The following is a 13,238-nucleotide window of genomic DNA, read 5'->3' as shown; positions in this document are numbered from 1 at the left end:
TGTCGTAAGCAGAGCTAACATTCCTACATGGGTACAGCAGACCTCCCCGACGCCCTCTCCGGCGTTCTGTTCGGCATCCAGCGGCTCATCCGGCGCAGGCTGCGCCACGGTCTGGGCAGGCCGCCGCTGCGCGGCGCCCAGGTCGAGCTGCTGCGGCTGGTCGCGGCCAACCCCGGGATCGGCGTGTCGGCGGCGGCCAAGGAGCTCTACCTGGCGGGGAACTCGGTGTCCACACTGGTCAACCAGCTCAGGGCGGCCGGTCTGCTACGCCGCGAGACCGACCCGGAGGACCGCCGGTCCGCGCTGCTGCTGCCCACCCCCGAGGCCGAATCGCAGCTGCGGGCCTGGCAGGAGCGGCGGGTCGCGCTGGTTCGCGACCAGTTGGAGCGGCTCGGAGAGGACGACCGGGCGGCGCTGGCCGCCGCGTTACCGGCGCTTTACAGACTTGCGGAAGGCCTGCAGGAGGAAGTGGAGAAACTATGAGCGACGACGCGCAGACGGTCGCCGACCCCGGAACGACGGCGGGTGAGGCTGCCCGGGACGCCGTCACCTGCAGCGACCTGAGCTACTCCTTTGGCCAGGTGAAAGCCGTGGACGGTCTCGACCTGTCGGTCGCCTCCGGCGAGATATTCGGCCTGCTCGGTCCCAATGGCGCGGGCAAGAGCACCGTCATCCGCTGCGTGACCACGCTGCTGCCGGTCCCGTCCGGCATGGTGCGGGTCTTCGGCCATGACGCGGCCAGAGAACGGATGGCGGTGCGCCGCCTGCTCGGCTACGTCCCCCAGCAGCTCTCCGCGGACGCGAGCCTCACCGGGCGGGAGAACGTCGCCCTGTTCGCGCGCCTTTTCGACGTCTCCCGCCGTGAGCGCGCCGCCCGCGTCACCGAGGCGCTGGAGGCGGTCGGGCTCGCCGACGCCGCCGACCGGATGGCGGGAACGTACTCCGGCGGCATGGTGCGCCGCCTCGAACTCGCCCAGGCGCTGATCAGCGCGCCACGCCTGCTGATGCTCGACGAGCCGACGATCGGGCTCGACCCCATCGCCCGTACCAGCGTGTGGGAGCACATCATGGCGGTGCGGGCCGCCACGGGGATGACGGTCCTGGTCACCACCCACTACATGGACGAGGCCGAGCAGTATTGCGACCGGGTCGCGCTGATGCACCAGGGGCGAATACGAGCGCTCGGCACCCCCGATCAGCTGGTGGCCGATCTGCGCGCCCGCCGCGACGACGGTTCGACGCCGACGCTGGAGGACGTCTTCAGGGACGTCGCGGGCAGCGGTCTTGACGAAGAAGGAGGGGAGTTCCGTGATGTCCGCCGAACCCGCAGAACCGCGTCCCGTGTCGGTTGACGGCCCCGGCGCCCTGGGGCTTGATCTGCTGCTGGTCCCGCCACGCGCCCGCTCGGGATGGCGCGTGCTGCCGGCCAGGGTCGCCGCGATGTGCGTCGTGGAGCTGCAGAAGCTGCGTCACGACCGTACCGAGCTCTACACCCGCGCGGTCCAGCCTGCCCTGTGGCTGCTGATCTTCGGTGAGACGTTCACCCGGATCAGGGCGATCCCGACAGGGGGCATTCCGTACCTGGACTACCTGGCTCCCGGGATCATCGCCCAGTCGGCGATGTTCATCGCCATCTTCTACGGCATCATGATCATCTGGGAGCGCGACGCGGGCGTTCTCACCAAGCTTCTGGTCACGCCGACCCCCCGGGCCGCGCTGGTCACGGGCAAGGCCTTCGCGGCGGGGGTCAAGGCGCTCATCCAGGCGGTCGTCGTGGTCGTCATCGCCGCGGCGCTGGGCGTGTCCCTGACCTGGAACCCGTTGCGCCTGATCGGCGTGGCCGCGGTCGTGATCCTCGGCTCGGCGTTCTTCTCCTGCCTGTCGATGACGATCGCCGGGATCGTTCTGACCCGCGACCGCCTGATGGGCGTCGGCCAGGCCATCACGATGCCGCTCTTCTTCGCCTCCAACGCGCTCTACCCGGTCGCGATCATGCCCGACTGGCTCCGGGCCGTCAGCACGATCAACCCCCTCAGCTACCAGGTCGACGCCTTGCGCGGCCTGTTGCTGGGCACTCCCTCCCACCTGCCGCTGGATTTTGTGGTCCTGATCGCCGCCGCGGCGATCGGCATCACGGCGGCGTCCTGTCTGCTGGGGCGCCTGGCGCGTTGACGGAGGTCTAAATCACCGACTCTTTATCCATTCTTACGGTTACCTTCTGTTATGCCCCACCTTGCCAAGGCCCTAGTAGCGTGACGTACGCACGCGAGAAAGGGGGTTCCCGCGATGTCACACGTCGTGGACCGTCTGGTAAGTGCGCTGGACGCTCGCGATCTGGCCGCGACGATGCGGTGTTACAGCCCTCAGGCGGTTGTTGTGGGACCGGAGCTTCAGGCGGAGGGCCTGGAGGAGATCGCGGCCTGCCATATGCATCTTTTCGAGGGTTTTCCTGCCTTGCGCATGACGGTCTGGGAGAAGGTCGTGTGCGGTGACCTCGTAATGATCGAGGCGTTGGCCTCGGGCACCCACGGGGGGCCGTTCCTCCTTGCGGGGGGCGAGGTGCTCCAGGCGACGGGGCGGGCCGTCAACATCCGTACGTGCTGGGTGTTCACGCTGGCGGACGACCTCATCGTCAGCCAGCGTGTCTACTACGACCAGTTGGAGGTCTACAGCCAGATCGGGCTCCGGCTCCCTTCCACCTCGGAGTCGTTCGACTAGGGTCCGTTCCGGAAGCAGATCTCCCGCCGGCGCCTCCCCGGGCGCCTCGGTCAAGCAGCCGCCAATGGCGGTTCTTCCATCACCGATAACCTGCGCGCCCCGGTTCGAGCGCTCCTCGATGAGCCGCCCGAGCGCAACCGGCGGCGCGCTGCCGCACTGACGACCGCTACGGCGCGGGGGAGGCGGGCACGGAGCCCCGGGGGGCGGCGCGTCGGCATCCGCATTACCGCATCAGCGGCCGTTCGAGGCGATGCGGAAGGGAAATGCGAACGGGTTTTGATTGGGCGAAACGTACTGACGCCGACCCGACATGACAATGCGCCCTCTCCGTGATGATCAGTAATGTAACTTGTAAGGGTCATAGCATGACATTTGATGGCGAATGCAGCCGTGGCGGGGATGGCGGGGACGGCGGGGTGCAGGGCACCGTCCCGAGTCGCAGGGCCGCTGCCGGGGCTGGATCGCCTGATCCAAGGCTTCCAAGGGGTGACGTGGCCAGCAAGGTTTTGACTGGGCCTGGGGGACGAATCAAAACGGTTCGCCGTCAACGCGGCCTTTCACAGGCGCAACTCGCTCATCCTGAATTGTCGGACAGTTATGTGTCCCTCATCGAGAGCGGTAAACGAGTCCCGACGCCCTCGGTCCTGGAGTTGCTGGCCGAAAAGCTCGATTGTTCCCTGTCCTATCTGGTCAGCGGGGTGAACGCCGAGCAGAGGGAGCAGATCGAGCTCAGCCTGCAGAGCGCGCGAACGGCGCTGGACAGCGGTGAGACGGACAGAGCTCGCGCCGAGTACGCCGCCTTGGTGGCCGACGATGTCCTGGTCGAGCTTCCCGCGCTGCGGCGTGAGGCCGAGCTCGGGCTGGCGGACGCGATGCAGTCGTGCCGTCAGTGGAGTGAGGCGATCGAACTGCTGACCCGGATTCGGGAACGCGACGCCAGGGTCATGTCCGCCCAGGAGTCGGTGAGCGTCGCCTGTGCGCTGTCGCGGTGCTATCGCCACAGCGGGGACCTGACGCGGGCCGTGCTGGTCGCCGAGGAGATGGTGGACGGCTCCGTCCGCCCCGCGTGGAGCGACGGGCTGGTGCGCCTGGGCGTCAAACTGCTCGCCGCCTACATCGAACGGGGTGATCTGCTGCGGGGCAGCCAGTTCTGCGGCGAGTTGCTCGTGGGCGCCGAACTCGTCGGCGACGCCTCGCTGCTCGCCTCCGTGCACCGGGTGGCCGCGCTCCTGGCGGTGGAGAACGGCCGCGGCACCGAGGCGATCAGGCATGTGGAACGAGCCATTGTCGTTTACGGCGATGCCGGTGACCCGGGCCGCCTGCGCCGGCTTCGGAGCGATCGCGCCCGTATCGTGTTGAGCGCCTCCTCCGTGGACACCGCGTCGGTGCGCACGCTGGTGAAGCAGATGGAGGCCGAGCTCGCCGACGATCCGGCGGCCTCGATCGACGCGATGCGATGCGTGACGAACTTGGTCAACGCCGAGTTGCTGCGAGGTCGTACCGAGAGAGCTGCGGAGCACGTCACGGCTCTCCTGCGGATCGCCGAAGGTCTTCCCGAGGAAGCGGCCGTCGAGGCCCGCCTGTCGGCGGGCCGGGCACTGGTCGAGCTGGAACGGCCCCGGGACGCGATGCGTGAGCTGACGGCGGTGGCCGAGTGGCTGGCGAGGGCGCCCGCCACACCGCGGACCGCGCGAATGTGGCTGGCCGTCGCGCAGGCCCTGGAACGGATCGAGGAGCCCGCCCGCAGCGTGGACGCCTACCGGCGGGCGCTGGCCTGCGTGGGGGTGTAGAGCGCACGTGGAACCCCGGGGTCGTAGGGAGACCCCGGGAGTTCACGGTTGCGGGTGAGGCGTCGGATGCGGCATCCGGGGCAGTGCAGCTTCTACGTTGTAACAGCACGCGCCGCCACCGTGTTGCGGCGAGACTGTTGTCGACGGGTTCGAAGCCGACGGAGAGGCCGCCGATGCCGTGACAGGAAGCCCGAAAGTGAAGGCGGCCGTGGCTGTGATTCCGGCTAGTAGACGCCGTCCGTCTCTCACAAATATCTCCATCGCGTCTTGTGGATCTTCATGAGGATTGTCTCGCGTGTCGCTACGTGACACAACTGCCGATTGTGGCATTTGTGTGGTTATGGCTTAGTGGTGTTTAGGATGCGCTGATGAAGTGATCCGCGTAGGTCTTCTCCATCCGGTGGCGTCCAGGGAGCACAACGTGATCGGCAAAAGCGTGAGTGAGCGGTCGCAGGCGCTGCGTCAGCAACACGATATGACCGTGCCGCAGGTTTCGGAACCGGGACCGCCCGAGGAGGAGGTGAGCATGATCGAGCGCGACGCGCGCGACCCCGATGTCGCAGAGCTACGAATCCTGGCGGAGCGGCTGAACTGTCCCCCCGCTTTCGCGGGGCACGGAATCACCGACCAGCAGGTGGCCGGCCTGTACGCACGGATGAAACACGCGGAAACGGCTCTGCGTGCGGGAGAGGTGGAGAGGGCCGGACAGGAGTTCGCGCGGCTGGGCACCGAGTCCGCGCTCGGCCTCCTGCCCGACCTGCGCCGGCGTGTCGGGTACGGATCGGCTCTCGCACTGGAGGCCACCGGCAATCGGCCGGCGGCGATCGAGCAGCTGAGGATGCTGCTGGAGGAGGCGTGCTCGATGCGCGCCGAAATAGCGGCCGTGCTGGCCGATGTGGAGGCGGAGTTTCGCGAGCAGCGCATCTCGATCGCCCTGGCACTGTGCCGGTGCCATCGCGAGGTGGGTGAGCTGCAGGCCGCCATACAGGTCGGCGAAGAGGCTCTGGATCGTGAGGAGCCGCTGGGGTGGACCGACCGGCTGGTGGAGCTGGCCTCGACGTTGCTGGCGGCCTACATCGAGCGCGGCGACCGCGAGCGGATGACGCAGTTCGCCACCCAGCTTCTGGAGGAGGCCGATCTTCTCGGATCGTCTCGGGCCATCGTGGCGGCGTCCTGGAACAGTGCGATGGTGGCCCACATCCTCGGCGACTTTCTGGAAGCCGATCATCTGAGTAACCGGGCCCTACGCCTCCAGGCCACCCTGGACGATCCGCTGGCGGTGGGCCGGCTCCGGATGTGCATGGCCGTACACGCCCTGCTGTATGCCGTGGAAGACATCGACATCGAGAAGGTCGATCGGATGCTCACCACGGCGCATGCGGAGTTGGTGGCGGCCTCGGCCCACCCGGGCGACATCGCCTCGTGCTTGCTGTCGCTGGCTCGCGTCGATCTTCTACGGGGCAGGCCCGAGCAGGCCCTCGATCGCGGGTTGAAGACGGTGGAGCGGCTGGCGGGCGTGGTGGGGCCGGTGGCGGTGGAGGCGCACCAGTTGCTGGCCCAGGTCTATCAGGCGCTCGGGCGCGTGGAGGAGGCGGTGGTCGCGCAGACCGGGGCCGCGCGGGAGCTGGAGAGGATGAAGGCGCTGCGGCGAGCCTCGGAGGCGTGGATGGCCGTCGCCGACCTCTACGACGGCGCGGGACAGCCGGATCAGAGACACGCCGCGCTGCGGCAGGCCCTGACGTGCGCGGAACTGTAGGAACAGGCACCGGGACGCCCGGCGGGAACGTGCGTCCGGCGTTGTGGGAGGTTGCAGGGCGTCATGGGCGCCGCCCCCACGGCGACGCCCATGACCCGCGTGTGGGCCGGGCCACTCGGCTCACTCAGCCCGACGAGGTGTCGAAGTGGAGCTCGGAGGTGATCCGGTAGCGGTCGCCGCGATAGATCGAGCGGGTGAACTCGACGATCCGCCCGCCTGAGTCGCGGGAGGTGCGCTCGATGAGCAGGGCGGGGGCGTGCTGGGGCACGTTGAGCAGTTCGGCCTCGATCTCGTCGGTGACGGTCGGCTCGATGCTCTGGGTCGCGCTGCGCACGTCGACACCGAAGCGGGTGCGGAGGAACTGGTAGAAGTTGCCCGACTCCATGTCGTCGGGTCCGAGGCCGGCCACGAGGGCGTGCGGCAGGTGGATGCGCTCGATCGCGATGGGCTCGTCGTCCACCGTGCGCAGCCGTACCACGCGCAGGACGGGGTCGGCGGGGGAGACCTGGAGGCGATGGGCGAGCCTGGCGGTGGCGGGGGCGGAGTCGAACTCCAGGATGCGGCTGAGCCAGTGGCCCTCGGCCGCGGGGGCGTGAAAGGAACTGCTCCCCGCCGCGAGGACCTGGGTGACCTTGCGAGGGCCGGTGAACGTGCCCCGGCCGTGCTCGCGGATGAGGATGCCCCGGTGCACCAGCCCGTCTATCGCGGCGCGCAGCGTCGGGCGTGAGACGCCCAGCTCCCGGCAGAGATCCCGTTCGGACGGGATGGCGCTGCCGGGTTCCTTGTCGGCGATGAGGTCGAGCAGGAAGTCTCTGACCCGGTCGCGTTTGAGCCCCGTTGGAAGGTTCAACCCCGTTGTCTGCACATTTGGACCTTACCAACAACTTACCAGTGCGGGTAGCGGGGTTCCCTGGTGAATCGGCAAGTCACTGGTTTATCACACCTATTGACATGCCAACTGGTTAAGACCACTCTCCTCTCATCGGGTTACCAATAACTGACCACTGGGAGAACCCATGAGGTACCGCTTACTCGCCACGGCGGCGGCGCTCTCCGTCGGCCTCACCGCGTGCAGCTCCTCGTCGGAAACCGCGGCCGCCCCGGACGGGACCGCGAGTGCGAGTGCCACCAAGCTGACCGTCTGGGTCATGCGGGACAGCTTCTCCGACCCCGTGCTCGACCGCTTCAAGACCTCCTTCCAGCAGTCCCACGCCGGCGTCACCCTCGACATCCAGATCCAGGAGTGGGACGGCATCGGCCAGAAGGTGATCAGCGCCCTGGCCAGCAAGGACGCCCCCGACGTGATCGAGGTCGGCAACACCCAGGTCGCCGAGTACTCCGCCAGCGGCGGCGTGAAGGACCTCACCGACAAGGTCGCCGACCTCGGCGGCGCCGACTGGATCCCCGGCCTGGCCGAGCCCGGCAAGATCGACGGCAGGCAGTACGGCATCCCGTGGTACGCCGCCAACCGGGTCGTGATCTACAACAAGGACCTCTTCGCCAAGGCCGGCGTCACCACGCCGCCGAAGACCAGGGACGAGTGGCTGGACGTCACCGCCAAGCTCAACAAGGGTGGCGACCAGGGCATCTACCTGCCCGGCCAGAACTGGTACACCCTCGCCGGGTTCATCTGGGACGAGGGCGGCGACCTGGCGGTCAAGGAGGGCGACCAGTGGAAGGGCGCGCTGGACACGCCGCAGGCGCTGGCCGGCGCGGAGTTCTACAAGAAGCTGCAGGCCCTCGGCGAGGGTCCCAAGGACTCCGACGAGGCCAAGCCACTGCAGGCCACGGTCTTCGCCAAGGGTGACGTCGCCCAGCTCATCTCGGCCCCCGGCGGGGCCGTGGCGATCGAGAAGGCCAACCCCGAGCTGAAGGGCAAGCTCGGCTTCTTCCCGATCCCCGGCAAGACCGCCGACAAGCCGGGCGCCGTCTTCACCGGCGGGTCCGACCTGGTCATCCCCGAGGCCTCCCTGCACCAGGAGGAGGCCTACGAGGTGGTCAAGGCCCTGGCCGGGGAGGAGTTCCAGCTCGACATGGCCAAGGAGATGAGCTACGTGCCCAACAAGGTCTCCTTCGCCGGGGTCCTGAGCGGCAACGAGGCCACCGCCGCCATGGCGGCGGGCGCCGCGAACGGCCACGCGACCCCCAACTCGCCCAACTGGGCGGCGGTCGAGGCCAAGAACCTGATCAAGGAATACATGACCAAGTTCCTCACCGGCGACGATGCCACCGCCGACGCCGGCGCGGCCTCCGAGGCCATCACCGCCATCCTCAACACCAAGTCCTGACCGGCCCCCTCGCCGGCTCCACCACCTGAGGAGTGTGCTGTGTCCCCGGTGCCCGCCGCACCCCAGGCCACCCGGCCGCGCCCCCGCACCCCGGAGGCGACCCCGCCGCCCCGGCCTCCGAGACGGTTCAGGCCGGCCGACCTCTGGCCGTACCTGCTGATCGCGCCGACGCTGGCGGGCACCGCGTACCTGCTCGTCTACCCGCTGGTGCGCAGCGTCGTGATCTCCTTCCAGCACTTCAGGCTGGGAGAGCTCATCCGCGGCGGGGCGGCGTTCGTCGGCTTCGACAACTACGCAGAGGTGCTCGGGGGCGCCGAGTTCTGGACGGTGGTGCGGCGGACCCTCGTCTGGACCGCCGTCAACGTCGTCCTCATCACGCTGATCTCGACGCTGGTCGCGCTGATGCTGCCCAGGCTCGGGCGCTGGATGCGGCTCGCGGTGATGAGCGGGATGGTCCTCACCTGGGCCACCCCGGTGCTCGCCGCGACGACGATCTTCCAGTGGCTCTTCCAGTCGCGGCTCGGGGTGGTCAACTGGCTGCTGGTCACGCTCGGGTTCGACTCCTTCAAGGACTACACCTGGTTCGCCGACGGCAACTCCACCTTCGCGATCCTGGTCGCGCTGGTGGTCTGGCAGTCGGTGCCGTTCGCCGCGCTGACCCTCTACGCGGGGCTGACCACCGTCCCCACCGAGCTGTACGAGTCGGCGCGGATCGACGGCGCGAGCGGATGGCAGATCTTCCGCTCCGTCACCTTCCCGATCCTGCGCCCGCTCTTCGGCCTGATCGTCTCGCTGGAGGTGATCTGGGTCTTCAAGTGCTTCGCGCAGATCTGGGCGATCAGCAAGGGAGGACCCGACGAGGCCACCACCACGCTGCCCGTCTACGCCTTCCAGATCGCGCAGTCGCTGCACAAGTACGACCTCGGCTCGGCGGTGTCCACGCTCACCGTGCTGATCCTGATCGCGGTCCTCATCACCCACCTACGGCGGATGCTCAAGCACGAAGGAGAGCAAGCATGAGGCCGCGCCGCGTCCTGCTCAACCTCGCGGCCCTCGGGGTCCTCGCGGTCTCGGTCTTCCCCGTTTACTGGATGGTGCTGACCGCGTTCAAGCCGACGACCGACATCCTGTCGGAGACGCCGACCTTCTGGCCCGCGCACCCCACGCTGGAGCACTTCACGACGGCCGTGGGGACACCGGGATTCTGGACCTTCTGGGGCAACAGCCTGTCGATCACGGTGGGCGCGGTGCTGCTCGCGCTGGTCGTCGCGCTGCTGGCCGCCTTCGCGGTGGCCAGGATGCGGTGGCGCGGGCGGCGGGCCTTCATCCTGATGGTCTTCATCGCCCAGATGGCGCCCTGGGAGGCACTGCTGGTGTCGATGTACATCGTCGCCCGCGACACCGGCATGCTCGACAAACTGTCGATGCTCACGCTGATCTACTTCATGACCACGCTGCCGTTCACGATCGTGACCCTGCGCGGCTTCATCGCGGCCATCCCCCCGGAGTTGGAGGAGGCCGCCCAGATGGACGGCTGCAGCCGTACCGCGGCCTTCCGCAGGGTGGTGCTGCCGCTGCTGGCGCCGGGGCTGATGTCGACCTCGCTCTTCGGCTTCATCACCGCGTGGAACGAGTTCGCCTTCGCCAACGCGCTCATCATCAAGAACCAGGCCGACAGGACCCTGCCCGTCTGGCTCTCCTCCTTCAGCAACGTCTTCGGCACGGACTGGGGCGCCACCATGGCCGCCGCCACGCTCTTCATGCTTCCCGTGCTCGCCATCTTCCTCGTCCTGCAGCGCCGGGTCACCTCAGGGTTGATCGCCGGCGCGGTGAAGGGATAAACCAACGTGATGATTCCGCGGCCACGTGAACTGGCCGTACCCGGGGGCTCCGTCCCGTTCCACGACGATCTCCTGCGGCACCGCCCCGACGACCCGTCGCTCGGCGCGGAGGGCTACCGCCTCGAGATCACGGCCTCCGCCGCCGAACTGACCGCCGGAGGCCCCGCGGGGAGGTTCTACGCTTTGCAGACGCTGGGTCAGCTCGGACCCGACGTGCCGTACGGGATCATCGAGGACTCACCGAGGTTCGCCTGGCGGGGCGTCATGCTCGACGTCGCCAGGCACTTCATGCCCAAGGACTTCGTGCTCCGCCTGATCGACCTCCTCGCGCTGCACAAGCTCAACGTCCTGCACCTGCACCTGACCGACGACCAGGGCTGGCGCCTGGAGATCAAGGGCTACCCCCGGCTCACCGAGGTCAGCGGCGACTTCTACACCCAGGAGGACATCCGCGAGATCGTCTCCTACGCGGCCGACCGGTTCGTGACCGTCGTTCCCGAGATCGAGATGCCGGGCCACGCCCAGGCCGCCATCGCCGCCTACCCCCGCCTCGGCAACCAGCCCTCCCGCCGGCTCGAGGTCTGGGACGGGTGGGGGGTCAGCGAGCACGTGCTCAACCTGGACGAGGCCACGCTCCGGTTCTGCACGGACGTGCTCGACGAGGTGGTGGACCTCTTCCCCGGCCGGTACGTCCACGTCGGCGGGGACGAGTGCCCCCCGGCGGAGTGGGAGCGCAGCGAGACCGCCCAGCGGCGCCTGCGCGAGCTCGGCCTGCCGGGGGCCGGGGCCGCGCGGGCCTGGTTCACCGGCAGGATGGCCGACCATCTCACCGAGCGGGGACGCCGCCTCGTCTACTGGTACGAGAAGCCCGGTGCGACGCCGGGCACGACCGCGATGACCTGGCTGGACGAGGAGAGCGGCCCGCGCGCCGCGACCGAGGGCCTGGACGTGGTGCTCACGCCGCACCGCCGCACCTACTTCGACTACCCGTCCGACTCACCCGGCCCGCAGGGGTTCGCGCTCACCCTCGCCGACGCCTACGGCTTCACCCCGCCCGAGACGCCCGCGGGGGCGAGCGGCCGGATCCTCGGGGTGCAGTGCCAGCTCTGGACGGAGTACATGCCCACGCCCGCGCGGGTGGAGTACATGGCGTTCCCCCGCCTGTGCGCCTTCGCCGAGGTCGCGTGGGGCACGGCCGGCGACTACCCGGACTTCCTCGGAAGGCTGGAGGCGCACCTCGCCCGCCTGACGGCGCGAGGCGTCAACGTCGGCCCGCTCAACCCATAGCCGAGTGGCCCGGCGCGTTCGACGCCTGAACGCCCGGCCCACAACCGAGTGGCGCGAGGCGTCAACGCCGGCCCGCTCGACCCACAGGACTCGGGGACCCCTCACCCTGAAAGGGAAGGCATTGTTCAAGAAGCTGTTATGGGGCGGCCTGGTGGCCGCACTGCTGGCCGCCCTGGCCGTCGTCACCCCCGCCAGCGCCGCGCAGTCGCTGCGGCTGCAGTACAGGACGAGCGCCACCGGCGCCACCGCCGACCAGGTCGAGCCATGGTTCAACCTGGTCAACTCCGGCACGACGTCCGTGCCGCTGAACGGTGTGAAGATCCGCTACTACTTCAAGGCCGACTCCGCCGCGCAGCAGTACCGTTTCGCCTGCTCCTGGGCGGTCATCTCCTGCTCCACGGTGACCGGCGTCTTCGGCACCCTCTCGCCCGGCACGGCCACCGCCGACCGCTACCTGGAGGTGGGCTTCACCGCCGGCACCCTCGCGGCCGGCGCCTCGACCGGTGACCTCCAGCTCCGCTTCTACCGGGCGGACTGGCAGACGCTGACCCAGAGCGACGACTACTCCTTCAGCGCGGCCCGGACCACCTACGGCGACTGGACCAAGGTCGCCGTCTACACCGGTGGCAGCCTCGCGTGGGGCACGCCGCCCGCGGGAGGAACGGGCCCGTCGCCCACCCCGACCCCGACCCCGACGGTTCCGCCCACCAACCCCGGCGGCGACGGCGTGGTCTTCGACGACTTCGCCTACACCGGCTCGGCCGACCCGGCCATCACCGCGCACAACTGGACGGTCCGCACCAACAGCGGCGGTCCCGGCGTGCCCGGCGCGAGCTGGCCCGCCTCCAACGTCACCTTCCCCTCGATCGGCACCGGCAACAAGGCCCTGCAGCTCCGGGCCGCCACCGACGGCACCACCGGCGGCACCTCGCAGTCGGAGTTCCTGAACCAGCGCAAGTTCTTCGAGGGCACCTACGCCGCCCGGGTGAAGTTCTCCGACACGCCGGAGAGCGGCCCCGACGGCGACAACATCGTGCAGACCTTCTTCACGATCACCCCGCTCGCAGCCGACCTCGACCCCAACTACAGCGAACAGGACTTCGAGTATCTGCCCAACGGCGGCTGGGGCGCCCAGGGACCGATCATGTACGCCACCACCTGGGAGACCTACCGCAACGAGCCCTGGCTGGCGGTCAACGTCCACCAGGAGCAGACGGCCAGCTACAACGGCTGGCACGACCTGGTGTTGCAGGTCGCCGGAGGGAACGTCAAGTACTACATCGACGGCGTCCTCTTCGCCCAGCACGGCGACATCTACTACCCCGAGACGCCGCAGTCGGTGAACTTCAACCTCTGGTTCATCGGCGGCGGACTCGTCGGCAGCTCGACCCCGCGGGCCTACAACCAGCAGGTCGACTGGTTCTACTTCAGCAAGAACGAGGTGGTCGCCCCGGCCGAGGTCGTCAACCGGGTGAACGGCTACCGTACGACGGCCACGACCTGGAAGGACACCGTCCCCAACCCCTGACGGACGCATGAGGGAGGCACCATCGCAGGG

12 protein-coding genes are annotated in these 13,238 nt (G+C 68.8%); 11 read left to right on the top strand and 1 reads right to left on the bottom strand.

All coding sequences use genetic code 11. From position 1 onward, the window contains the following. Nucleotides 1-27: 27 nt before the first annotated feature. The 6 genes from CHC08_RS26165 (at nt 28) to CHC08_RS26140 (ending at nt 6,264) form a co-directional block, all read left to right on the top strand. Nucleotides 28-483 (top strand): MarR family winged helix-turn-helix transcriptional regulator, encoded by a 456-nt coding sequence (locus tag CHC08_RS26165; RefSeq protein WP_089210021.1) that lies wholly within the window; start codon nt 28-30, stop codon nt 481-483. Then, nucleotides 480-1,352 carry an ABC transporter ATP-binding protein gene (locus CHC08_RS26160; protein WP_089210020.1) on the top strand — a complete coding sequence of 291 codons (873 nt, stop codon included), beginning with the start codon at nt 480-482 and terminating at the stop codon, nt 1,350-1,352. The genes CHC08_RS26165 and CHC08_RS26160 overlap by 4 nt, the downstream gene beginning before the upstream one ends. Then, on the top strand, nt 1,312-2,172 hold the full coding sequence (locus CHC08_RS26155) for an ABC transporter permease (RefSeq protein WP_089210019.1): 861 nt from the start codon (nt 1,312-1,314) through the stop codon (nt 2,170-2,172). Before CHC08_RS26160 ends, CHC08_RS26155 begins: the two co-directional genes overlap by 41 nt. A gap of 114 nt (nt 2,173-2,286) precedes the next feature. Beyond that, nucleotides 2,287-2,718, top strand: a complete 432-nt coding sequence (locus CHC08_RS26150) for an ester cyclase (protein WP_089210018.1) — start codon at nt 2,287-2,289, stop codon at nt 2,716-2,718. Nucleotides 2,719-3,209: 491 nt separating this feature from the next. Further along, nucleotides 3,210-4,508, top strand: a complete 1,299-nt coding sequence (locus CHC08_RS26145; RefSeq protein WP_245878576.1) for a helix-turn-helix domain-containing protein — start codon at nt 3,210-3,212, stop codon at nt 4,506-4,508. A 526-nt stretch (nt 4,509-5,034) separates the two neighbouring features. Further along, complete coding sequence (locus CHC08_RS26140) at nt 5,035-6,264, top strand: tetratricopeptide repeat protein (protein ID WP_143653353.1); 1,230 nt, start codon at nt 5,035-5,037, stop codon at nt 6,262-6,264. A gap of 124 nt (nt 6,265-6,388) precedes the next feature. Here the strand turns inward: CHC08_RS26140 and CHC08_RS26135 are convergent, their stop codons facing one another. Then, entirely contained in the window at nt 6,389-7,114 is a 726-nt protein-coding gene (locus CHC08_RS26135; RefSeq protein WP_089210015.1) for a GntR family transcriptional regulator, read from the bottom strand. Between the two features lie 166 nt (nt 7,115-7,280). Here CHC08_RS26135 and CHC08_RS26130 point away from each other — a divergent pair, with 166 nt between their 5' ends. The 5 genes from CHC08_RS26130 (at nt 7,281) to CHC08_RS26110 (ending at nt 13,208) form a co-directional block, all read left to right on the top strand. Then, nucleotides 7,281-8,552 carry an extracellular solute-binding protein gene (locus CHC08_RS26130; protein WP_089210014.1) on the top strand — a complete coding sequence of 424 codons (1,272 nt, stop codon included), beginning with the start codon at nt 7,281-7,283 and terminating at the stop codon, nt 8,550-8,552. Between the two features lie 39 nt (nt 8,553-8,591). Next, nucleotides 8,592-9,572, top strand: a complete 981-nt coding sequence (locus CHC08_RS26125; protein ID WP_218825486.1) for a carbohydrate ABC transporter permease — start codon at nt 8,592-8,594, stop codon at nt 9,570-9,572. Further along, nucleotides 9,569-10,393, top strand: a complete 825-nt coding sequence (locus CHC08_RS26120; protein WP_089210013.1) for a carbohydrate ABC transporter permease — start codon at nt 9,569-9,571, stop codon at nt 10,391-10,393. The genes CHC08_RS26125 and CHC08_RS26120 overlap by 4 nt, the downstream gene beginning before the upstream one ends. A 9-nt stretch (nt 10,394-10,402) precedes the next feature. Continuing rightward, entirely contained in the window at nt 10,403-11,680 is a 1,278-nt protein-coding gene (locus CHC08_RS26115) for a beta-N-acetylhexosaminidase (protein WP_245878584.1), read from the top strand. A 121-nt stretch (nt 11,681-11,801) separates the two neighbouring features. Then, nucleotides 11,802-13,208: a cellulose binding domain-containing protein gene (locus tag CHC08_RS26110; RefSeq protein ID WP_089210011.1), complete on the top strand. Its 1,407-nt coding sequence runs from the start codon at nt 11,802-11,804 to the stop codon at nt 13,206-13,208. Nucleotides 13,209-13,238 lie beyond the last annotated feature (30 nt).

It is taken from the genome of Streptosporangium subroseum (assembly GCF_900188345.1).
GTDB lineage: Bacteria > Actinomycetota > Actinomycetes > Streptosporangiales > Streptosporangiaceae > Streptosporangium > Streptosporangium subroseum.
The sequence above is the reverse complement of the archived record's forward strand: the minus strand, read 5'-3'. Positions and strand labels throughout refer to the sequence as shown.